The 22,860-nt window shown below is 73.6% G+C and carries 17 protein-coding genes; 1 reads left to right on the top strand and 16 read right to left on the bottom strand.

From position 1 onward, the window contains the following. Window positions 1–53 precede the first annotated feature (53 nt). The 9 genes from ACF07N_RS17390 to bldG all read right to left on the bottom strand — a co-directional run bounded on the left by ACF07N_RS17390 (window position 54) and on the right by bldG (window position 14,931). On the bottom strand, window positions 54–1,259 hold the full coding sequence (locus ACF07N_RS17390) for a DNA polymerase III subunit delta' (RefSeq protein ID WP_392113456.1): 1,206 nt from the start codon (window positions 1,257–1,259) through the stop codon (window positions 54–56). Window positions 1,260–1,515: 256 nt separating this feature from the next. Next, window positions 1,516–4,809: a dTMP kinase gene (tmk, locus tag ACF07N_RS17385; protein WP_392113453.1), complete on the bottom strand. Its 3,294-nt coding sequence runs from the start codon at window positions 4,807–4,809 to the stop codon at window positions 1,516–1,518. Between the two features lie 154 nt (window positions 4,810–4,963). After that, entirely contained in the window at window positions 4,964–7,810 is a 2,847-nt protein-coding gene (topA, locus tag ACF07N_RS17380; RefSeq protein WP_383341021.1) for a type I DNA topoisomerase, read from the bottom strand. Window positions 7,811–8,056: 246 nt separating this feature from the next. Then, window positions 8,057–8,254: a hypothetical protein gene (locus tag ACF07N_RS17375; protein WP_383582354.1), complete on the bottom strand. Its 198-nt coding sequence runs from the start codon at window positions 8,252–8,254 to the stop codon at window positions 8,057–8,059. Window positions 8,255–8,564: 310 nt separating this feature from the next. Beyond that, window positions 8,565–10,094: a methyltransferase gene (locus tag ACF07N_RS17370; protein ID WP_383334513.1), complete on the bottom strand. Its 1,530-nt coding sequence runs from the start codon at window positions 10,092–10,094 to the stop codon at window positions 8,565–8,567. A gap of 476 nt (window positions 10,095–10,570) precedes the next feature. Then, complete coding sequence (locus ACF07N_RS17365; RefSeq protein WP_383334515.1) at window positions 10,571–11,143, bottom strand: small secreted protein; 573 nt, start codon at window positions 11,141–11,143, stop codon at window positions 10,571–10,573. 211 nt (window positions 11,144–11,354) lie between these two features. Next, window positions 11,355–13,760, bottom strand: a complete 2,406-nt coding sequence (locus ACF07N_RS17360) for a sodium-translocating pyrophosphatase (RefSeq protein ID WP_392113448.1) — start codon at window positions 13,758–13,760, stop codon at window positions 11,355–11,357. Window positions 13,761–14,035: 275 nt separating this feature from the next. Continuing rightward, window positions 14,036–14,458, bottom strand: coding sequence for an ATP-binding protein (locus ACF07N_RS17355; protein ID WP_383334519.1), 423 nt, complete (start codon window positions 14,456–14,458; stop codon window positions 14,036–14,038). Window positions 14,459–14,589: 131 nt separating this feature from the next. After that, entirely contained in the window at window positions 14,590–14,931 is a 342-nt protein-coding gene (gene bldG / locus ACF07N_RS17350; RefSeq protein WP_003991900.1) for an anti-sigma factor antagonist BldG, read from the bottom strand. 79 nt (window positions 14,932–15,010) lie between these two features. Between bldG and ACF07N_RS17345 the strand changes: the two genes are divergently transcribed. Beyond that, window positions 15,011–17,539: a DEAD/DEAH box helicase gene (locus ACF07N_RS17345; protein WP_392113444.1), complete on the top strand. Its 2,529-nt coding sequence runs from the start codon at window positions 15,011–15,013 to the stop codon at window positions 17,537–17,539. On the opposite strand, the gene ACF07N_RS17340 is transcribed toward ACF07N_RS17345, so the two are convergent. The 7 genes from ACF07N_RS17340 to ssd form a co-directional block, all read right to left on the bottom strand. Beyond that, a complete protein-coding gene (locus ACF07N_RS17340; RefSeq protein ID WP_392113665.1) occupies window positions 17,430–17,804 on the bottom strand; it encodes an Rv3654c family TadE-like protein in 375 nt (124 codons plus the stop codon). The two genes, ACF07N_RS17345 and ACF07N_RS17340, sit on opposite strands and share 110 nt — an antisense overlap. A gap of 143 nt (window positions 17,805–17,947) precedes the next feature. Then, window positions 17,948–18,307: a TadE family type IV pilus minor pilin gene (locus tag ACF07N_RS17335; protein WP_383334524.1), complete on the bottom strand. Its 360-nt coding sequence runs from the start codon at window positions 18,305–18,307 to the stop codon at window positions 17,948–17,950. Beyond that, on the bottom strand, window positions 18,294–18,503 hold the full coding sequence (locus tag ACF07N_RS17330) for a DUF4244 domain-containing protein (RefSeq protein WP_392113440.1): 210 nt from the start codon (window positions 18,501–18,503) through the stop codon (window positions 18,294–18,296). Before ACF07N_RS17330 ends, ACF07N_RS17335 begins: the two co-directional genes overlap by 14 nt. Before the next feature lie 202 nt (window positions 18,504–18,705). Beyond that, window positions 18,706–19,512: a type II secretion system F family protein gene (locus ACF07N_RS17325; protein WP_392113437.1), complete on the bottom strand. Its 807-nt coding sequence runs from the start codon at window positions 19,510–19,512 to the stop codon at window positions 18,706–18,708. Continuing rightward, on the bottom strand, window positions 19,509–20,384 hold the full coding sequence (locus ACF07N_RS17320) for a type II secretion system F family protein (RefSeq protein WP_392113433.1): 876 nt from the start codon (window positions 20,382–20,384) through the stop codon (window positions 19,509–19,511). The genes ACF07N_RS17325 and ACF07N_RS17320 overlap by 4 nt, the downstream gene beginning before the upstream one ends. Then, window positions 20,368–21,591 (bottom strand): TadA family conjugal transfer-associated ATPase, encoded by a 1,224-nt coding sequence (locus ACF07N_RS17315; RefSeq protein WP_392113430.1) that lies wholly within the window; start codon window positions 21,589–21,591, stop codon window positions 20,368–20,370. The genes ACF07N_RS17320 and ACF07N_RS17315 overlap by 17 nt, the downstream gene beginning before the upstream one ends. Then, window positions 21,588–22,700 (bottom strand): septum site-determining protein Ssd, encoded by a 1,113-nt coding sequence (ssd, locus tag ACF07N_RS17310; protein WP_392113427.1) that lies wholly within the window; start codon window positions 22,698–22,700, stop codon window positions 21,588–21,590. Before ssd ends, ACF07N_RS17315 begins: the two co-directional genes overlap by 4 nt. Window positions 22,701–22,860 lie beyond the last annotated feature (160 nt).

Below are 22,860 nucleotides of genomic sequence, written 5' to 3'. Positions count from 1 at the left end.
CGCCCGCCCCGACCCGGCCACGCTCCGGACGCCGGCGGACGCGGGCCCGGTCCTCAGCCCGCTCTGAGCGCCATCGTCATCGCCTCCACCGCCAGCAGCGGCGCCACGTTGCGGTCGAGGGCGTCGCGGCAGGCGGCGATCGCCTCGATGCGGCGGAGCGTGGCCTCGGGGGAGCTGCTGCGGGCGAGCCGGTCCAGCGCCTCCTCCGCGTCCGCGTTCGCGATGGCCACGCGGGAGCCGAGCTGGAGGGCGAGGACGTCACGGTAGAAGGCCGTCAGGTCGGTCAGGGCGAGATCGAGGCTGTCGCGCTGCGTGCGCGTCCGGCGGCGCTTCTGCTTGTCCTCCAGGTCCTTCATCACGCCGGCCGTGCCGCGCGGCATGCGGCCGCCCTGGGCCGCGCCGAGGGCGGCCTTCAGCTCCTCGGTCTCCTTGCCGTCGACCTCCTCCGCCAGCTGCTTGGCGTCCTCGGCGGCCGCGTCGACCAGCTCCTGGGCGGCCCGGAGCGCACCGCCCACCTCCTCGACGCGCAGCGGCAGGCGCAGCACGGCGGCGCGGCGCTCCCGCGCGGCCGGGTCGGTGGCGAGGCGGCGCGCCCGGTCGACATGGCCCTGGGTCGCGCGGGCCGCCGCGGCGGCGACGGCCGGCTCGACGCCCTCCCGGCGCACCAGCATGTCGGCGACGGCGTCGACCGACGGCGTGCTCAGGTTGAGGTGCCGGCAGCGGGAGCGGATGGTCGGCAGGACGTCCTCGACGGAGGGCGCGCACAGCATCCAGACCGTCCGCGGGGCGGGTTCCTCCACGGCCTTCAGGACGGCGTTGGCGGACTTCTCGTTCAGCCGCTCGGCGTCCTCGACGAGGATGATCTGCCAGCGGCCGTTCGCCGGGGAAGTGAACGACTTGCGGACCGTGTCGCGCATGTCGTCGGCGAGGATCTGCGTGCCGACGGCTGCGACGGTCGTGACGTCGGCGTGCGTGCCCACCAGGGCCGTGTGGCAGCCGTCGCAGAAGCCGCAGCCCGGGGCCCCGCCGAGCGCGCGGTCGGGGCTGACGCACTGGAGGGCCGCGGCGAACGCCCGCGCCGCCTGGTTGCGCCCGGCACCGGGCGGGCCCGTGAACAGCCACGCGTGCGTCATCTTCGACGCCTCGGGCGGCGGGGCGTCGGCGGCGGCCGCGGTGACCAGTGCGTCGGCGTCCCGGGCGGCGGCCGCCAGCTGCTCGCTCACCCTCTGCTGCCCGACGAGGTCGTCCCACACGGTCATGGGTCACGCCGCCTTCCGTCACGTATGCCTTGCGGGATCCATTGTGGGGGTGGGCACTGACATTCCCGGACGGGGTGGGGCCCACGGGGCGGCCGGCCGGGGGCGCGTGCCGGACGGAGGCGCGTGCGAAGGGGGCCCGGACCGGGTCGGTCCGCGCCCCCTTCTCCGCCCTCGTCTTTCCGCCCTCGTCCGGCTCCGGACCGCCATGCCTCGGCGACTCCGGCCGACGGACACTGGCGGCCCCGGCCGTCAGACCTCAGCGGCCCCGGCCGCCCCTCCCCTTTCGCCCCCGCCCCTCGTCGGGCTCGTCGTGCGGCCCGAGCAGCTCGTCCGCCAGCGACGGCAGGTCGTCCAGCGGGGTCTCCTCGGCCCAGTCGGACCGGCGGCGCGGCGTTCCCTCGGCGTCGACCTGGGGCAGCTCCCGCGTACGGTCTTCCCTCCCGTCTGGCCGGGCGGCCGGGGCGTCGTCCCGGAAGTAGCCGGGCGGCACGCGGTCGGCCGGTCCGTCCCCGCGTACGGGGGGCAGTACGGCCGTCTCCTCGGCGTCACCGGGCCGGACGGGCGGCAGCACCGCCGTCTCCTCCGCGTCCGCCGGCCGGACCGGCGGCAGCACCGCCGTCTCGTCCGACGCGCCGGAGGACACCCGGGGCTCGTCCCCGGTCCGCGCGGGAACCGGCGGCAGCACCTCCGTCTCCTCACCGGCCGCCGGCGGGGCCGGCGGCAGCGGCAGCTCGGCGGTCACCTCGGCGTCGGTCTCACCGGAGGCACGGCCCGAACGCCGCTCCTCGTCCCGCACGGGACGCAGCACGGTCGTGTCGTCCGACGAGCCGCCCGGCGTCACCACCGGCGTCGGCACGGTCGCCGCGTCCTGTCCCGCCGACGGGCCGGTGGGCCGCTCCGGGGCCGGGCTCTTGGACATGGAGATCTTCGGCCCGGCCTCGGCCGCGGCCGCCGCGGCCTCCGCGAGCCGGCGCGCCTCCTCGGCCCGCAGCAGCGCCTCCTCGGCCTTGCGCTGCTTCTCCAGGCGCAGCGCCTCGGCCTCGGCCCGCAGCCGGGCCTCCTCCTCGGCCTGCCTGCGGCGCCGCTCCTCCTCGGCCCTGCGGCGGGCCTCCTCCTCGGCGCGGGCCTTCTCCTCCGCGAGCAGACGGGCCCGCTCCTCCTCGGCCTTCCTGCGCGCTTCCTCGGCCCGGCGCCGGGCCTCCTCCGCCTGCCGTTCGGCCTCGCGGCGCTGCGCCTCCTCCAGCTCGCGGCGCTTGCGCTCCTCCTCCTCGGCGCGCAGCTTGGCCAGCTGCTCCTGGCGCTCACGCTCCAGGCGCTCCTCCTCGGCCTTGCGGGCGGCCTCCTCCTCGGCCTTGCGGCGGGCCTCCTCCTCGGCCTTCCTGCGGGCCTCCTCCCGGGCCCGGATCTCGGCCTCGGACAGCGGCAGCACCTGGTCGAGCCGGTGGCGGATGACGGTCGTGACGGCCTCGGGCTCCTGCCCCGCGTCCACCACCAGGTACCGCCCGGCGTCGGCCGCGGCCAGGGTGAGGAAACCGGCCCGCACGCGCGCGTGGAACTCGGCGGGCTCCGACTCCAGCCGGTCGGGCGCCTCGGTGAACCGCTCCCGCGCCGTCTCCGGCGCGACGTCCAGCAGCACGGTCAGATGCGGCACGAGTCCGTCCGTCGCCCATCGGTTGATGCGGGCGATCTCGGTCGGTGACAGGTCGCGGCCCGCCCCCTGGTAGGCCACGGAGGAGTCGATGTACCGGTCGGAGATGACGACCGCTCCGCGCTCCAGGGCGGGCCGTACGACGGTGTCGATGTGCTCGGCCCGGTCGGCCGCGTACAGCAGGGCCTCCGCGCGGTGCGACAGACCCGCGCTGGACACGTCGAGCAGGATCGACCGCAGCCGCTTGCCCACCGGCGTCGCCCCCGGCTCGCGCGTGAGCACGACCTCGTGGCCCTTGGCGCGGATCCACTCGGCGAGCGCCTCGGCCTGCGTGGACTTGCCGGCGCCGTCGCCGCCCTCCAGGGCGATGAAGAAGCCGGTCCCGCCGGGCGTCTGCTCCGGGTCGTCGCCGCCGAGGAGGGCGTCCTTCAGGTCCTGGCGCAGCGGCACGCCGGAACGGTCGTCGACCTTGGCCAGCACCAGCACCGCGACGGGCAGCAGCAGCGCTCCGGCCAGCATCAGCGTGAACGCCGCGCCGCCGTGCGCGAAGACGAACTTGCCGCTCTCCAGCCGGTGCGGCCCGATGCCCGCCGCCACCAGCGGGGCGATCACCGCGGCGAGCGCGACGCAGACGCGGACGACCGCGTGCAGGTGCTCCGTCGTCCGGGGCCGCCGGTACTCCTCGGTCTCCTGGTCGAGCAGGGTGTGCCCGATGTTGGCGGCCATGCCCGCGCCGACGCCGGACAGGGCGAGGATCAGCAGCACCGTGGTGACGTCCGGGACCAGCCCGCCGGCCAGCAGCGCGAGGCCGGTGAAGGCGATGGCCAGGGCGAGCATCCGGCGGCGGGACAGGGCGGGCAGCAGCGCGGGCGCCGTGCGGATGCCGACGACGACACCGCCGGTCAGCGCGCCCACGAACAGCCCGTACAGCACCGGGCCGCCGCCGAGGTCCTTCGCGTGCAGCACGGCCACGGCGACGGCGGCGGACACCGCGGCGGCGACGGCCGCGCAGGCCAGGACCAGCAGCGGAGTCGCGCCCGTGCGGCCCTTGTCGGTGCCGGTGCCGGTCCTGGGGCGGCGCAGGCCTTCGAGCGGGGACCGCGCGCGGGGGGTGCGCGTGGCGGGCAGCTCCAGGAAGGTCAGCACGGACAGGGACGCGGCGAACAGGCCGGCCGCGACGTAGGAGGCGAGGGCCGCCTGGTGCTGGGCGAACCACGCGATGCCGGCGCCCAGCAGGTTGTTGAACAGGGCCGCGACGACGAGCACCACGGCCGCGAGCGGAATCGCCACGAAGCCGGTGCGCAGCGAGAGCCGGCGCAGGGCGTCCATGTGGTCGGGCAGCGGCCGGACCGTCGCGCCCTCGGGGGGCGGGGCGGGCAGCAGCGCGGGGGCCGCGCTCTCCCGGCACACCGTCCAGAACCGCTCGGCGACACCGGTGACGAAGGCCGTCACCAGGAGAACGGCCGACGCGTCCTCCGGCGTCCAGTCGATCCACAAGGGCGCGACGATGAGCAGGGCGGCGCGCAGACCGTCCGCGCCGACCATGGTCCAGCGGCGGTCGAGCGGGCCGTCCTGCGCGGTGAGCGCCGTGAGCGGGCCGAGGAGGACCGCGCCGAAGAGCAGCGTCGCGAGGACGCGCACGCCGAAAACGGTCGCCACTGCGAACGCCACGCCCCGGTAGCCGCCGCCGAAGGAGCCCTCGGCGACAGCCGCCTGCAGGGCGAGGAGCACCAGCACGAGAAGGGCGAGGGTGTCCCCCACGCCGCTCACGAGCTGTGCGCTCCACAACCGCTTCAGCTGCGGGCGGCGCAGCAGGGCACGGACGGCACGCTCGCGGGAGTCCGCGACCAGGGCGTCGTCAGGGGCCGGCTGAGGGGCCGTTGGATGCTCGGCTCGCGTCATGCGTTCAGCCTATCGGCAGCCACCGACACCCTGGAGCGCCCGGTCTGGCATGCGCACGCCCTGACACCGAAGTGTTGTCAGGGCGTTCGCGTTCCGAACCCCGGGCGAAGACCGGGACCCGCCCCGCCAGGGCCGGTCCCGGTTTCGAACGGCCTCAGTCCTCCACAGACTTCACGGCGGTCGCCGTCTTGGCGGCCGTCGTCTTGGCGGTCGTCTTCTTCGCCGTCGTGGCCTTCTTCGCGGTCGTGGTCTTCTTCGCCGCGGTCTTCTTGGCCGTCGTCTTCTTCGCCGTCGTCGTCTTCTTCGCCGGGGCCTTCTTGGCCGCCTTCTTGGCGGTCTTCTTCGCCGGGCTCTTGGCGCGCTTCTCGGCGAGCAGCTCGTAGCCGCGCTCAGGGGTGATCGTCTCGACGCTGTCGCCGGAGCGCAGGGTCGCGTTGGTCTCCCCGTCGGTGACGTACGGACCGAAGCGGCCGTCCTTGACGACGACAGGCTTCTCGCTGACCGGGTCGGTGCCCAGCTCCTTCAGCGGCGGCTTGGCCGCGGCCCGGCCACGCTGCTTGGGCTGGGCGTAGATCGCCAGCGCCTCCTCCAGCGTGATCGTGAAGAGCTGATCCTCCGACTGCAGCGAGCGCGAGTCCGTCCCCTTCTTCAGGTACGGGCCATAACGGCCGTTCTGCGCGGTGATCTCCTGGCCCTCGGCGTCCGTGCCGACGACGCGCGGCAGCGACATCAGCTTCAGGGCGTCGTCGAGGGTGACGGTGTCCAGGGACATCGACTTGAACAGGGACGCCGTGCGCGGCTTGACCGCGTTCTTGCCGGTCTTCGGGGTGCCCTCGGGGAGGATCTCCGTCACGTACGGGCCGTAGCGGCCGTCCTTGGCGACGATCGTGTGGCCGGTGGCCGGGTCCGTGCCCAGCTCGAAGTCGCCGCTGGGCTTGGCCAGCAGTTCCTCGGCCAGCTCCACGGACAGCTCGTCCGGGGCGAGGTCGTCCGGGATGTCGGCGCGCTGGTGCTGCTCGGTGTCCTTCTCGCCGCGCTCGATGTAGGGGCCGTAGCGCCCGACGCGCAGCACGATGTCGTTGCCCACGGGGAACGAGGACACCTCGCGGGCGTCGATCGCGCCGAGGTCGGTGACCAGTTCCTTGAGGCCGCCGAGGTGGTCCCCGTCGCCGTTGCCCGCGTCGGCGGCGGCGCCGGCGACCGTGCCCTCGCCGAAGTAGAACCGCTTCAGCCACGGCACGGACTGGGCCTCGCCGCGGGCGATGCGGTCGAGGTCGTCCTCCATCTTGGCGGTGAAGTCGTAGTCGACGAGCCGCCCGAAGTGCTTCTCCAGGAGGTTGACCACGGCGAAGGACAGGAAGGACGGCACGAGGGCCGTGCCCTTCTTGAACACGTACCCGCGGTCCAGGATCGTGCCGATGATCGACGCGTACGTCGACGGGCGGCCGATCTCGCGCTCTTCCAGCTCCTTGACCAGGGAGGCCTCGGTGTAGCGGGCCGGGGGCTTGGTGGCGTGCCCGTCGACCGTGATCTCCTCGGCGCTCAGCGGGTCGCCCTCGGAGACCTGGGGCAGCCGGCGCTCACGGTCGTCCAGCTCGGCGTTCGGGTCGTCGGCGCCTTCGACGTAGGCCTTGAGGAAGCCGTGGAAGGTGATCGTCTTGCCGGACGCGCTGAACTCGACGTCCCGGCCGTCGGAGGCGGTGCCGCCGATCTTCACCGTGACGCTGTTGCCGGTGGCGTCCTTCATCTGGGAGGCGACGGTCCGCTTCCAGATCAGCTCGTAGAGCTTGAACTGGTCGCCGGTCAGTCCGGTCTCGGCGGGAGTGCGGAAACGATCACCCGAGGGGCGGATCGCCTCGTGGGCCTCCTGCGCGTTCTTGACCTTCCCGGCGTACGTCCTCGGCTGCGGCGGCAGGTAGTCGGCGCCGTACAGCTGCGTGACCTGGGCGCGGGCGGCGGCGACCGCCGTGTCGCTCAGGGTCGTGGAGTCCGTACGCATGTACGTGATGTAGCCGTTCTCGTACAGCTTCTGCGCGACCTGCATGGTGGCCTTCGCGCCGAAGCCGAGCTTGCGGCTGGCCTCCTGCTGCAGCGTCGTCGTACGGAACGGGGCGTACGGCGAGCGGCGGTAGGGCTTGGACTCGACCGAGCGGACGGCGAACCGCGTCTGCTCCAGGGCGGCGGCGAGGGCGCGGGCGTTCGCCTCGTCGAGGTGGAGGGTGTTCGCGCTCTTCAGTTGTCCCAGGGAGTCGAAGTCACGGCCCTGCGCGACCCGCCTGCCGTCGACGGTCTGCAGGCGCGCGACCAGCGACGACGGGTCCGACGGGTCTCCGGCGCGGCCGGTCGCGAAGGTGCCCGTCAGGTCCCAGTACTCAGCCGAACGAAAGGCGATGCGCTCGCGTTCCCGCTCGACGACGAGACGGGTGGCGACGGACTGGACACGGCCCGCGGACAGCCGCGGCATGACCTTCTTCCACAGGACCGGCGAGACCTCGTAGCCGTAGAGGCGGTCGAGGATGCGGCGGGTCTCCTGGGCGTCGACGAGCTTCTGGTTGAGCTGGCGCGGGTTGGCCACGGCGGCCTGGATCGCGGCCTTGGTGATCTCGTGGAAGACCATCCGCTTGACCGGGACCTTGGGCTTGAGCACCTCCTGGAGGTGCCAGGCGATGGCCTCGCCCTCGCGGTCCTCATCGGTGGCGAGGAAGAGCTCGTCGGACTCCTTCAGCAGGTCCTTGAGCTTCTTGACCTGGGCCTTCTTGTCGGCGTTGACCACATAGATCGGCTGGAAGTCGTGTTCGACGTCCACACCGAGGCGGCGCACCTCGCCGGTGTACTTCTCGGGCACCTCGGCGGCGCCGTTGGGAAGGTCGCGGATGTGCCCGACGCTCGCCTCGACGGTGTATCCGGGGCCGAGATAGCCCTTGATCGTCTTCGCCTTGGCAGGCGACTCGACGATGACGAGTCGGCGGCCGCCCTTCGCGGTCTCGCTGGTCGGGGACAACTTCGCTCTTCTCTCCGGTCGACGCTGGGGCCTCCCCGGAGTCGCTCACCGGGGCTGGGTACGTGCTGACGCTGCGGAGTGTGACGGTACAGCCCGCCCCCGTGTCAAACGGGAAAAGCCCGCAACGGCCACTCGAACGGTAACCCGACTACCACCGTTCCTGCCGCCCGGACCGCCCTCCCCCGGCCCGGCCCTGTGCGGAGTGCGACCTCCCGGTCACCCGCGGGCACCGTGGCCGGACGGGGCTCACAGCCGGGTGAAGCACCACGCCCCGGCCGCCACCGCGAGCATCGCGACGACGCTCGCGACGGTCGCCGAGGCGGCCGGACTCACTCCCTGGGCGACGGGCAGCCGCCGGTGCACGCGCGTCACGGTCCAGGCCAGCAATCCCCCTCCGAACAGGGAGAACACCGTTCCCGCGAAGATCGCCGGTTCGCTCTCCATGGCTCGCCGTGGCCCTTCTCTCCCGTCCGACCGGTCCCAGCCACGGGAGGCTGACACGCGCGGGCGGCGGGGAGACGAACCGGAGGTGAACGCCGGGACGACACGGCTGCGGAGCGGGGGCGTCCGGCCCTTCCCGGCCTGTTCCGGGCGAGGTGTCCAAATCGACTCGAAATTATTGGCCGGCCCCGGCGGCCGGGCGGAGGGGAACCGGTTCTCCGAGGCGGACGGATCCCGTCCGCACCTCTCGCGCCCCTCACACCCCTCCCGCCAGCTCATGCACCCCTTATGGCTGGCCACCTCCTGCACCTCTTTATCGCACCGGCACCAGGAACCCCTGCTCCACCAGCATCCGGATCTGCGCCGGGGTGCGGTCGCGCAGCAGCACCGGGTCCTCGCCGATCAGCTGCGCGATGGCGTCGAGGATGCGGCCCGCGCTCATGCTGCCGTCGCACACGCCCGCGAAGCCCGCGCCGACCGTGTCGACCCGGGTGGCCCGGCGCATGCCGCGGTTCTGGCGCAGCACGACGTGCTCGGGGTCCTCCGCCCCGGGCAGCCCGACCTGTTCCTGCACGACCTCGGCGGCCAGCCGGAAGTGCGCCTCCAGCAGCGCGGCGTCGTCGTGCTCGCGCAGGTGGTCGAGCCGGTCGAAGTGGTCGCGGATCGTCTCACCGAGCGGCTGCTCGACCGGATGCGGCCATTCCTCCACCGTGACCGAGGGCACGGCGGCGCCGGTCCTGCGCAGGGTGATCCAGCCGAAGCCGACGGCCTTCACCTTGCGCGCCTCGAACTCGTCGAGCCACGCGTCGTACCGCGCCTGGTACTCCGCCACGTCCTCGCGGTGGTCGCCCGCGTCCCGCAGCCACAGCTCGGCGTACTGGTTCACGTCCTGCACCTCGCGCTGCACGATCCACGCGTCGCAGCCGCGGGGCACCCACGACCTGAGCCTGTCCTGCCAGTCCTCCCCTTCCACGTGCTGCCAGTTGGCGAGGAACTGCGCGAACCCGCCCTCGTTCAGCCGCTCCCCCGCCTCCTGAACGAGCGTGCGGCACAGATCGTCCCCGCCCATCCCGCCGTCGCGGTAGGTGAGCCGGGCACCGGGCGAGATCACGAACGGCGGGTTGGAGACGATCAGGTCGTACCGCTCGTCGTCCCGGACCGGTGCGAAGAGGGAGCCCTCGCGCAGATCGGCGGCCGGGGCGCCGGACAGCGCCAGCGTGAGGGCGGTGATGTCCAGGGCGCGCGGGTTGAGGTCGGTCGCGGTCACGCGCGTGGCGTGCCGGGCGGCGTGCAGGGCCTGGATGCCCGAGCCGGTGCCGAGGTCGAGCGCGGCGGCGACGGGCGTGCGGACGGTGATCCCGGCGAGGGTCGTGGAGGCGCCGCCGACTCCCAGGACGACTCCCTCGTCCCGCCGGCCGATCCCACCGGCGCCGCCGACCGCGCAGCCGAGGTCCGACACGATGAACCAGTCCTCGCCGTCGGGCCCTCCGTAGGGCCGGACGTCCACCGTGGCGGCGAGTTCGTCCCCGCCGGAACGGGCGAGCCAGCCGCTCTCCAGGCACGCCTCGACGGGCAGGACGTCCGCCACGCGCGCGTGCGGCACGGGCTGCTGCAGCAGGAACAGCCGGACGAGCAGTTCCAGCGGCGTGTCCCCGCGGGTGGCCCGGAGGGCGGGCACGGTCTCGCTCCGGGCGAGTGCCGCGTACGCGGGGGCGCCGAGCAGTTCGAGCAGGCCGTCGGCGGTGAAGGAGGCCGCGAGCAGGGCGTCCCGCAGCCGGGCGGCGACGTCGGGGCGGTCGGAGGCGGGCAGCGGGGGCAGGGGTGACTGGCTGGCGTTACTCACGCCCCCATTGTGGCGGCCGGGGGCGGCATCGCACCTGCCCAAGCGGGGCCCCTGCCGGGGCGGGTCGCGGCGAAGCGGGGCGAGGCGAGGTGGAGCGGGGGGCGCTTGTACGGCCGGACTCGGGATCGGCCCGGCTCCACGCACGGCCGGACTCGGGCTGCGGCCGGGCTCGGGCTGCGGCCTGGCTCCACGCACGCCCGGGCTCGGGCTGCGGCCCGGCTCCACGCACGCCCGGGCTCGGGCTGCGGCCGGGCCCCGCACCCAGCCCGGCTCCACGCACGGCCCGGCTCGGGACACGGGCCGGCTCCAGACACGGCCCGGCTTGGGCTGCGGCCGGGGGCCGGGCCCCGCTAAGCGCCCGGCTCCGGAAACCGGTCCGGCCCGGTGCCCCCTCGCTCCGTGCGCGGCCGCAACCTCGTTCGCCGACCCGGCGCCAACGGGGCACAGCGAGTGCGACGCGGGACCCGCCCCGCGGATCAGCTCTGCGTCGCGCCCGCCGAGGCGGTGGCGGCCTTGCAGCTCGACTGCCGGGCCATCGCCTGGCCGACCTCACCCTCCTCCAGGTTCCGCAGGGCGTCGTTGCCGCTCTTGCTCAGCTTGTCGAGCTCGGTGGCGATGTCCTTGAGGCCGTCGGCGAACTTGCCCTGGTCCTTCGTGTCGAGCCCGTCGACCTGCTTCTTCAGGGAGGCGTACGACGCGGAGATCGAGTTGAGCTCCTTGACCGCGTCCTGCTGCTTCTTCTCGCCGTTCTCGACGTCCGGCGCCCCGGCCTTGTTCACCGCGGACCCGATCGCCTTGTAGGCGTCCGACATGTCCTGGAAGGCCTGCGCGTCCGTCTTCTGGACCTCCTCGGGCGTGCTGTTGTCCGAGGTCTCCTTCTGGATCGCGGCATTGGCGGACTCGATCTTCTTCGCCTGCGGCTGCACCGCGTCGCAGACCTGCTTGGCCCAGGAGTCCAGCTTCTCGTTGCCGTCGTCGCCGCCGCAGCCCGACAGCGCCAGTACCAGTACCGCACCGCCGGACAGTGCGGCCGCGAGCTTCTTGTTCACCGGTTTGGTCCCTTCCGTGGCTCTCGGCCCCGGAACTTACACGCCGGATGCACGGCAACCGCACGCCGAGGGTCCATTAAGACCGTTTTGTAACCTTTTGCACCAAGAGAGAGAAGGCTCACGCATGATCGTCCTCCCAGACGGTGCGGGCGGGCGACGCGCCAACGCGCACCGCCCGCCCGCACCTTGAGCTGGGGCTCCTCAAACCTCCCTACGAAACCACCGCCGGATCGGCCGACTTGGGCTCCGGCTCGGCGTTGCCTTCGTCACCCACGGCGATTCCGCGCCGCTTTGACACATACACCGCCCCGACGATCACGAGGAACGCGAGCACCGCGATGAGGATCCGCACGCCCACGCTCTTGTCCGGGCCGTAGGAGAACTTGATCACCGCGGGCGCGATGAGCAGCGAGACCAGGTTCATGACCTTCAGCAGCGGGTTGATCGCGGGGCCGGCGGTGTCCTTGAACGGGTCGCCGACGGTGTCGCCGATCACGGTCGCCGCGTGCGCCTCGCTGCCCTTGCCGCCGTGGTGGCCGTCCTCGACGAGTTTCTTGGCGTTGTCCCAGGCGCCACCGGAGTTGGCGAGGAACACCGCCATCAGCGTGCCCGCGCCGATCGCGCCCGCCAGGAACGCGCCCAGCGGACCCACACCGAGCGTGAACCCGATGAAGATGGGCGCCATCACGGCCAGCAGGCCCGGGGTGGCGAGCTCGCGCAGCGCGTCCTTGGTGCAGATGTCGACGACCTTGCCGTACTCCGGTTTCTCGCTGTAGTCCATGATCCCGGGCTTCTCGCGGAACTGCCGCCGCACCTCGAAGACCACGGAACCCGCCGAACGCGACACGGCGTTGATCGCCAGCCCGGAGAAGAGGAAGACGACCGCCGCGCCCGCGATGAGACCCACCAGGTTGTTGGGCTGCGAGATGTCCATCATCAGACTCATCGGCGCGCCCTCGCCGCTGAGCTTCTCGCCCACGTCCCGCGCCCCGGTGATGATCGCGTCGCGGTACGACCCGAACAGCGCCGCCGCCGCGAGCACGGCCGTGGCGATCGCGATGCCCTTGGTGATCGCCTTGGTGGTGTTGCCGACCGCGTCGAGGTTGGTGAGCACCTGCGCGCCCGCGCCCTCGACGTCGCCGGACATCTCAGCGATGCCCTGCGCGTTGTCGGAGACCGGCCCGAAGGTGTCCATCGCGACGATCACACCGACCGTGGTGAGCAGGCCGGTGCCGGCCAGGGCCACCGCGAACAGCGCCAGCATGATCGACGTGCCGCCCAGCAGGAACGCCCCGTAGACGCCGAGGCCGATCAACAGGGCCGTGTAGACAGCCGATTCGAGCCCCACGGAGATACCGGCGAGGACGACGGTGGCCGGACCGGTGAGCGAGGTCTTGCCGATGTCCCGCACGGGCCGGCGGGTCGTCTCCGTGAAGTAGCCCGTCAGCTGCTGGATCAGGGCGGCCAGCACGATGCCGATGGCCACCGCGACCAGCGCGAGGATCCGCGGGTCGCCGTCCTTGCCCTGGATCGCGGCGTCGGTGACGCCGTCCAGCTCCGAGTACTTCCCCGGCAGGTAGACGAAGACGGCCACCGCCACCAGCACCAGCGAGATCACCGCGGAGATGAAGAACCCGCGGTTGATGGCGCTCATCCCGCTGCGGTCGGCGCGCCGGGGCGCCACCGCGAAGATGCCGATCATCGCCGTGATCACACCGATGGCGGGCACCAGCAGCGGGAAGCCGAGCCCCGCGTCGCCGAAGGCCGCCGAACCCAGGATCAGTGCGGCCACCAGCGTCACGGCGTACGACTCGAAGAGGTCGGCCGCCATGCCCGCACAGTCGCCGACGTTGTCGCCCACGTTGTCGGCGATGGTCGCGGCATTGCGCGGATCGTCCTCCGGAATGCCCTGCTCGACCTTGCCGACCAGGTCGGCGCCGACGTCGGCGGCCTTGGTGAAGATGCCGCCGCCGACCCTCATGAACATGGCGATCAGGGCGGCACCGAGGCCGAAGCCCTCCAGCACCTTCGGCGCGTCGGCCGCGTAGACCAGCACCACGCAGGCCGCGCCCAGCAGGCCCAGGCCCACCGTGAACATGCCGACCACGCCGCCCGTGCGAAATGCGATCTTCATCGCTTTGTGCGAGACGGCGGTCAGGTCTTTTTCCGGTTCTCCTTGCGCGGGAGTGGCCTCGCGCGCCGCGGCGGCGACCCGCACATTGCTGCGCACGGCGAGCCACATGCCGATATAGCCGGTGGCCGCCGAGAACGCCGCTCCGATCAGGAAGAACACCGATCGTCCGGCCCGCTGATTCCAGTCGTCCGCGGGCAGCAGCATCAGCAGGAAGAACACGACCACAGCGAATACGCCGAGCGTGCGCAGCTGGCGTGCCAGATAGGCGTTCGCGCCTTCCTGGACCGCTGCCGCGATCTTCTTCATGCTGTCCGTGCCCTCGCCGGCCGCGAGTACCTGGCGTACCAGGACCCCCGCGACCGCCAGCGCCGCCAGCGCCACGACGGCGACGACCACGACGAGGACGCGGTTGCCATCGGTCAGTACGGCGGCTGCGAGGTCGGTGGGACGGCCCGATTGTGGTGAGAGAGAAAGCCCCGCCATTCGTCCTCCTTGACGCTTGGGCTGAGCTCAAGATGTGGACGGGATTGTAGGTACCGGAACCTGATCAAAACAGAGCGCGATAAACGGAATTAGCCTGCTGAAGTAATGCCCTGAAAGCATTCCTGCGCGACCGTGGAGCATGCGAATGATCGTGAACGAATTCACGCGATGAACGGCACAGGAACCACTGTAAAGGCGAGCACTGACAGCCGCACATGCCGAAGGGCCCCACGAGTGGGGCCCTTCGGGTCGGAACGGGGTGCGCGGTGGCCGGTTCAGGCCAGGATGGTCGGCGGGGGTGTGGTCGGCCAGGTCATCTTGATCGACCCGCCGTGCTCCCCCGCGCTGACCTCGACGTCGTCGACGAGGCCGCTGATGACGGCGAGGCCCATCTCGTCCTCCTCCGCCTCCGCGTCGGCGTCGCCGGCACGCTCACCGGGCACCGCGTGCGGGGCCTCGTCGCCGACCTCGATGGAGAACTGCTTCTCCTCCTCGATCAGCAGCACCTTCACCGGCGCGGAGATCCCGCCCGTCTGGTGCAGTCCGACGGCCCGGGTGCAGGCCTCGCCGACCGCGAGCCTGACCTCGTCGAGGACGGCCTCGTCCACTCCGGCCCTGCGCGCCACCGCCGCCGCCACCAGCCGGGCGGTCCTGACATGCTCGGGCAGCGCGCTGAAGCGGAGCTCAACGGTGGCCATGCATCCCCCTCGCAACTACGGGCGTGCTGTCGAGGGGCTCCGGGCCGCCGAAAGCCCGGGCCCCCTCGGTCTTCTTCTGCCGAACTCGTGCCGCACTGCGGCCGGCCCGGGCGCGGGGCCCGGGTCCGGTCTCAGTCGGTGGCCGCCACCGCTTCCTCCACCGAGGTGTGGATCGGGAACACCTTGGTGAGGCCGGTGATGCGGAAGATCTTCAGAATGCGCTCCTGGTTGCAGACCAGGCGCAGGGAGCCCTCATGGGCTCGCACACGCTTCAGGCCGCCGACCAGCACGCCGAGCCCGGTGGAGTCGAGGAAGTCCACGCCCTCCATGTCGACGACAAGGTGGAAACTGCCGTCGTTCACCAGCTCGACCAACTGCTCGCGCAGCTTGGGCGCGGTATATACGTCGATTTCGCCACCGACCCTGACGATCGTGCGATCGCCCATGGTCTCGGTCGACAGGGACAGGTCCACGGATCCTCCAGCACCTTGCTATCGAGCGGTCGCCCTTCGGGCATCTCGGCTTCAGCCCTTGGACGCTTCGCCAGCCGCGATGGCATTCAATCACTTACCGGCAGGCGTGCACGACGCCTTGGCCCCATTGTCCGTCACGCCAGTGACACACTCGGTGCCGATGGCCAAGAATCACCGATCCGATCGAACCCCGACGGGCCCCGCTCCCCGGCCCGCACCGGGCGCGGTCCTGGACCGGCTCGCGTCCGGTCCCGGCAGGGCTTCGCGCATTACTCATACGGAGCACTTGCCCCCGCGCGCGGGTCGCCATGCCGTCTGGCCGGACCGGATCCGCGCCGAGGTCGTCGCCGCCGTGCAGGCCGCGGGGATCGAGCATCCCTGGGCCCACCAGGCGAGCGCGGCCGAGCACGCCCTGGACGGGGACTCGGTCGTCGTCGCCACCGGCACGGCCTCCGGCAAGTCCCTGGCCTACCTCGTGCCCGTCCTGTCGACCCTCCTGGACGGCGCCGAGGCCCCGAACGGCCGCGGCGCGACCACCCTGTACCTGGCCCCGACCAAGGCCCTCGCGGCGGACCAGTGCCGCTCGGTGAAGGAACTTTCACATCCTTTGGGCCATTCGGTGCGCGCCGCCGTGTACGACGGCGACACTCCGTTCGAGGAACGTGAGTGGATCCGCCAGTACGCCAACTACGTGCTGACCAATCCGGACATGCTGCACCGCGGCATCCTGCCGTCCCACCCCCGCTGGTCCTCCTTCCTGAAGTCGCTGAGGTACGTCGTCATCGACGAGTGCCACACCTATCGCGGCGTCTTCGGCTCCCACGTCGCCCAGGTGCTGCGCCGGCTGCGCCGCCTGTGTGCCCGCTACGGCGCATCGCCCGTGTTCCTGCTGGCCTCGGCGACCGCCGCCGAGCCCGCGGTGGCCGCCCGCCGCCTCACCGGCCTGCCGGTCGTGGAGGTGGCCGACGACGCCTCACCGCGCGGTGAACTGGTGTTCGCCCTCTGGGAACCGCCGCTGACGGAGCTGCACGGCGAGAAGGGCGCCCCCGTCCGCCGCACCGCCACCGCCGAAGCCGCCGACCTGCTGACCGACCTCACCGTGCAGTGCGTGCGTTCGGTCGCGTTCGTCCGCTCCCGGCGTGGCGCCGAGCTGATCTCGGTCATCTCCCAGGAACGGCTGGCCGAGGTCGACCGGTCCCTGGCCCGGCGTGTCGCGGCGTACCGGGGCGGCTATCTCCCCGAAGAGCGCCGCGCGCTCGAACGCGCCCTCCATTCGGGTGAACTCCTGGGCCTCGCCGCGACGAACGCCCTCGAACTCGGCATCGACATCTCCGGCCTCGACGCGGTCGTCATCGCCGGCTATCCGGGCACGCGTGCCTCCATGTGGCAGCAGGCCGGCCGTGCCGGGCGGGCCGGGCAGGGCGCCCTGGCCGTCCTGGTCGCCCGGGACGACCCGCTGGACACCTTCCTCGTCCACCATCCCGAGGCCCTGTTCGACCAGCCCGTCGAGTCCACCGTCCTGGACCCGGACAACCCCTACGTGCTGGCCCCGCACCTGTGCGCCGCCGCCGCCGAGCTGCCGCTCACGGACGAGGATCTCGACCTGTTCGGCCCCGCCAGCGAGAACCTGCTGCCCCAGCTGGAGGCGGCGAAGCTGCTGCGCCGCCGTACCAAGGCCTGGCACTGGACCCGCCGCGAGCGCGCCGCCGACCTGACCGACATCCGCGGTGAGGGCGGGCGCCCGGTCCAGGTCGTCGAGTCCGGCACGGGCCGGCTGCTCGGCACGGTCGACGCGGGCGCCGCGCACTCGACGGTGCACGAGGGGGCCGTCCACCTCCACCAGGGCCGCACCTATCTGGTGCGCTCCCTGGATCTGGAGGACTCCGTGGCCCTCGTCGAGGAGGCCTCCCCGCCGTACTCCACGGTGGCCCGCGACACGACGTCCATCTCCGTCCTGGAGACCGACACCGAGATCCCCTGGGGCGACGGCCGTCTGTGCTTCGGTTCCGTCGAAGTCACCAACCAGGTCGTCTCCTTCCTCCGTCGCCGGCTCATCACCGGAGAGGTCCTCGGCGAGACGAAGCTCGACCTGCCTCCCCGGACGCTGCGCACCCGCGCGGTGTGGTGGACCGTCACCGAGGACCAGCTGGACCGGGCCCGGATCGGTCCGGAGATCCTCGGCGGCTCCCTGCACGCCGCCGAGCACGCGTCCATCGGCCTGCTGCCCCTCTTCGCGACCTGCGACCGCTGGGACATCGGCGGTGTGTCGATCCCGCTCCACCCCGACACGCTCCTGCCCACCGTCTTCGTCTACGACGGCCATCCCGGGGGCGCGGGCTTCGCGGAGCGCGCCTTCCACACCGCCCGCGCCTGGCTGACCGCGACCCGCCAGGCCATCGCCTCCTGCGAGTGCGACGCCGGCTGCCCGTCCTGCATCCAGTCTCCCAAGTGCGGCAACGGCAACGACCCGCTGCACAAGAGGGGCGCGGTGCGTCTCCTCACGGTGTTGCTGGAGGGAGCCCCGGAGGAGAAGGAGCCGGCCGGGGACGCGGCGGGGCAGCCGACGGGAGGCCCAGGGGCGACGCCGGAGGACCCGCCCTCGCCCTGACCTCCGCCGTGAAGGGGCCCCGCCCCGAGGCCGCCGTCACGTCCGAGATCTGCCCGGCGACCTCGCACCGCACCAGCCGCACGCCCTGTGCCCGGGCCACCCGGCCGGCCCGGGCACAGGCCGCCGTACCGCCCTCGGCCCAGTGGTCGGCCGCCGCCAGCGCCGCGAGGTCCGCCCCGCCCGCCGCACGGTGCCGCACCACGACGGCCTGTCCCAGCGCCAGTACGACACCGAACACCACGCACAGGACGGCGATCGCCCCCACACTCCAGACGGTGGCCGACCCCCGGTCGGTGACCGACCCCCGATCCGGGGAGCCCTGGCCCGGGCGGCCCGGGCCGGAGGAGACCCGGCCGGAGGAGCCCCGGCCGGAGGAGGCCGGGCCCGGAGAGACCCGCCAGGGGTGTCTCATGTGCCCACCGCCTCCTCCACCGACGCCACGGCCTCCTCGCGCACGGCGAACGACAGCCCGCGCAGCACCGGCGGCTCGGCCACCACAACCACCCGCACGTGCTCCGCGTCCCGGCTCACGGTCACCCGCGCGCCGGGCGGCGCCGCCTCACGGGCCAGTCGCACCACCGCGCCGGGCGGATCCTGCCGGGCCGCCGCACGCGCGCCCGTCCGCGCCGCGTCCACGCACTGGATCTGCGCGGCCACGACCAGCAGCCCCCACACCAGGGCCATCGCGAACATCACCAGCACAGGCAGCACCACGGCCGACTCGGCCGTCACGAACCCCCGGTCCCCGTGCCGCTCACATCCGCGCATTGAGGGCTTCCTTCACGATGCTCTGCAGCTCGGAGCTGACCGCCCCGCTCGTGACGACCTTGTAGAGCACCACCGCGAACGCCACCGCCGCCACGATGCCCGTGGCGTACTCCGAGGTGACCATCCCCGCGTCGCGCCGGGCCGTACGCATCCCGTGCACCAGGGCACGCAGTCGTGCCCGCACCATCTGAACCATCACAACCCCCGTGAGAGAAGGAGCCCGAACTTCGGTCGGGCGCCGATTACTTGCTTCCGTCGCTCGTCGTTTCGTCATGTGCCTGGCCGCGCAGTGCTCGCCTGCGCCATGTCCTCGGCTGAGTCATGTCCTTGCCTGAGCCATGTCCTCGCCTGAGCCATGTGCTCGCCTGCGTCGCTCGCCCGCTCCGATCCGTGCGCGTCTAGCCACCACCCCCTCCGAGCACCCCGCCCGCCAGCCCGATCACCACGGGCAGCACCCCGACCGCGATGAACGCGGGCAGGAAGCACAGCCCGACCGGCGCGCTCACCATCACCCCGGCCTTGCGGGCCCTGGTCGTCGCGGCCCGGCCCCAGTCGGCACGGGCCTCGGCGGCGAGCCGTGCGACCGGAGCGGCAGCGGGCAGCCCCGACACGTCGGCCCGCTCGAGCAGCCGCGCCAGCCCGCCGGCTCCCGGGATGGCGGCCAACCTCCGCCAGGCCGAACCCGGTTCACCACCCAGCCGCACCTCCGCCGCGCCACGGGCCAGGGCGTCGCCGACCGGCCCGCCCAGGGCCTCACCGACCGCCTGGGCCGCGACCACAGGGCCGGCACCCGCCGCGATGCAGGCGGCCAGCAGGTCGGCGGCGAGGGGCAACTGCCGTGCCGCCTCGGCGAGGTCGGGAGCGCCCGTGCCCGCCCCGGCCGCCGCCTCCTGCCGCAGCCGCCACCGCCAGATCCCCAACGCCCCGGCCACTCCCACGGCGACACCGGCGAGGCCACCGACCAGTGCCCATCCGGCGCAGGCCACACCCATGGGAGGCAGCCAGGTGCGCGCCGTCCGGCTCAGGGCGAGGCGCGGGGAAGGAGCGGCGGTCTCCGGGGCGGACAGTCCCGCCAGGCGCCGCCGCAGTCTTCGCCGGCGCCGCGCCTGTGCCAGCCACCGCACGCCCCACCCGACGCCGAGCACGATCCCCACCGCCGCAAACCCCACGGTCACCCCCAGCCTGTGGACGACGTCCGCGCTCATACCGCCTCCTCCGCCCCTCGTACGATCCGCAGCACCCACCACACGCCCAGGGCCTCCAGCGCACCCCCGGCGAGCAGGCAGCCCAGGCCCGCCGGGGTGTGGAGCAGGACGTGGAGGGGATCGGCGCCCAGAGTGGTGCCGATGAGGAGGCCGAGGACGGGCAGCCCGGCGAGCAGCACCGCCGTGGCCCTGGCACCCGCCAACTGGGCCCGCAGGTCGGAGCGTTGGTCCCGTTCCGCGCGCAACGCGGCGGCCAGCCGGTCGAGTCCCGCCGCGAGCCCGGCGCCCTGGTCCACGGCGACCCGCCAGCACGCCGCGAGTCCCCGCAGCCCTTCGGCACCCGGTTGCCGTGCCGCCGTGGCTAGCGCCTCGGGCACGTCGCCCCCGAACCGCGCCGCCGCCAGGACCGTCGCCCGCGCGTCCGCGAGGCCCTCGCCGTCCCGCGCGGCCCTGAGCAGTGCCTCACCCGGCTGGCGCCCCGCCCGTACCTCCCCGGCCAGCGCCCCGCACAGGGTGATCACCGCGTCGGCCCGGACCTCCCGGTCCCGCCGCGCCCGGCCGGCCAGCCGGGCCCTGCGCAGGACCGGCACCCCGGCCGCCGCCAGGACGAGCGGCAGCACCGACGAGCCGAGCATCGCCAGCACGAGCCCGGCCACCGGCGCCCACCACTCGGCCCGCAACCGTCCGCGGGCCGTCCGCAGCCATGCGGCCGGCCACCGTCGGCCGAGCGGGGGCCCGCTCCCGGCGGTTCCGCCTCCGGCGAGGAGCAGCCGCGCCCGCCGCGCCGTCGAGTCCCGCTCCCCCAGCAGCCACACGGCCGCTCCCATGCACGCCACCGTCGCGCCCAGGGACATCTCAGCGGTCCCCGTCATGACCCATCCCCTCCGTCTCCACCGCGGCGCACGGCCCGCTTCCCCCACCTCGGAGCAGCCCCCGCAGCCGCTCCCAGCCCCGTTCCCTGACGAAGGCCGCCTCTCCCCAGCGCAGCGCCGGCACCGTCCGCACCAGGCCCGAGGGATCCCGCTCCAGCACGTGCACCTCGGCGATGCGCCGCCGCCCAACCCGGTCGCGCACAAGGTGCAGGACCACGGAGAGGGCCGCCGCCACCTGGCTGTGCAGTGCGGCCCGGTCGAGCCCGGCGGCCGTGCCGAGCGCCTCGAGCCGGGCGGGCACCTGCGCGGCGGCATTGGCGTGCACCGTCCCGCAGCCGCCCTCGTGGCCGGTGTTCAACGCGGCCAGCAGATGCACCACTTCGGGGCCGCGCACCTCACCCACGACCAGCCGGTCGGGCCGCATCCGCAGCGCCTGCCGCACCAGGTCCTCCAGGGTGACCAGGCCCGCGCCCTCCTGGTTGGCGGGTCTGGTCTCCAGCCGCACGACATGGGGGTGGTCCGGCCGCAGCTCCGCCGAGTCCTCGGCGAGGACGATCCGCTCCTGCGGCCCGGCGAGCCCCAGCAACGCGCTCAGCAGCGTCGTCTTGCCGCTGCCGGTGCCCCCGCTGACGAGGAACGACAGCCGGGCGTCGAGCAGGGCGCGCAGCACGCGGTCACCACCCGGAGGCACGGTGCCGGCGGCGACCAGTTCCGCCAGCGTGAAGGCGCGCGGCCGTACGACCCGCAGGGCCAGGCAGGCGCAGTCCACCGCCACCGGCGGCAGTACCGCGTGCAGCCGGGTCCCGTCGGGCAGCCGGGCGTCGACCCAGGGGCGGGCGTCGTCCAGCCGGCGTCCGGCGACGGCGGCGAGACGCTGGGCGAGCCGGCGCACGGCCGCCGCGTCGGCGAACCGCACGGGCGTCAGCTCCAGGCCGCCGCCCCGGTCAACCCAGACCCGGTCCGGTGCCGACACCAGCACGTCGGTCACCGACGGATCGGCCAGCAGTGGCTCCAGCGGCCCGCTGCCGACGAGTTCGGACCGCAGTCGCGTCGCGGCTCCCAGCACCTCGGCGTCCCCGAGCACCCGGCCCTGCTCCCGCAGGGCCTGCGCCACGCGCGCGGGGGTCGGTTCGGCGCCGCTCTCGGCCAGCCACCGCCGCACCCCGTCGAGCAGTTCCGCGCCGTCCGGCCCGGCCAGCGTGCTCATGCCGCACCCGCCTCGACGAGCGCCCGCTCCCAGAACTCCGTGCAGAAGCGGGCCAGCGGACCGCGCGGGCGGGCGCCCGGCGGTGCCGGATCACGGTCGGGCCGCAGCAGGCCCGGCTCGACCGGTACCTCACCGGCCAGGGGCAGTCCGAGCAGCCGGGCCACCTCCCGGTCGTCGAGCCCCGGCGGATAAGGCCCGCGCACCGCGACGCGCAGATCCCGCAGGACCATGCCGACGGCGGACGCCACCCGCCCCGCCGCCGCGACGGCCCGCAGCTCGGCGGGCACCACCAGCACACCGATGTCGAGCTGGCCGAGCACCTCGGCGACCCCGTCGTCGACGCGGCGCGGCAGGTCCACCACGACCGTGCCGCCGCGGCGCCGGGCCGCGGCCAGAACCGCCCGCACGGCCTGCGGCGGCACGGCGATCCGGTCACCGCGGTCCCAGCTGAGCACCCGCAGCGAGTGCAGCTCCGGCAGCGACTCCTCCAGGGCGCCCCCGCCGACGCGGCCGCGCGAGGAGGCGAAGGCGGGCCAGCGCAGCCCCTCGGCCGCCTCACCGCCGAGCAGTACGTCAAGTCCGCCACCCAGCGGATCGGCGTCCACGAGGAGGGTGCGCAGCCCCTCCCGCGCGGAGGTGACGGCGAGGGCGCAGGCGAGCGTGGACGCTCCGGCCCCGCCGCGCCCGCCGATCACGCCCACCGTGAGAGCGGGCCGGCCGACGCCTTCGGCCACGTCGGCGATGCGGTCGACCAGCCACTGCTCGCCGTCCGGCAGCATCAGGACGTGCTCGGCGCCGATCTCGACGGCCCGTCGCCACACTCCCGAGTCGTCCTGATCCCGTCCGACCAGGACGACGCCCCTGCGGCGCGCGGCCCCGCGGACCCTGCGCGCGGCGTCGTCGCCCACCAGGACCAGCGGCGCGGCCTCCCAGCGTCCTCTGCGCTCGGGCACCCCGTGGTGCACCTCCGGTGTGGCGCCCGCCGCCGCGCACAGGCGCAGCAGGTCGTCGAGGAGTTCGCTGTCCTCGGTGACGATCAGCGGTCCGCCCTGCCGCCCTCCGGCGGCCGGCGGCGGATCGTGTGTGACGGCTCCGGCCACGGTGTCCATCCCCCTTCACTGCTCGACTCGCGTGACCGCTGCGGCCCCGCGATTCCCACGCACGGGAAGAACCGGCAAGGCGGCCTCCCTTTGCACGGCCGACAGAAACCGGCCAAACGCCCCCGGCAATCGGAACCGGCCCTGAACCGGCCACGAGCGGGATGCGCTT

The organism is Streptomyces sp. NPDC015242 (genome assembly GCF_043079125.1).
GTDB lineage: Bacteria > Actinomycetota > Actinomycetes > Streptomycetales > Streptomycetaceae > Streptomyces.
Note: the sequence above shows the minus strand (reverse complement) of the source record. Positions and strands in the feature narration are given on the sequence as shown.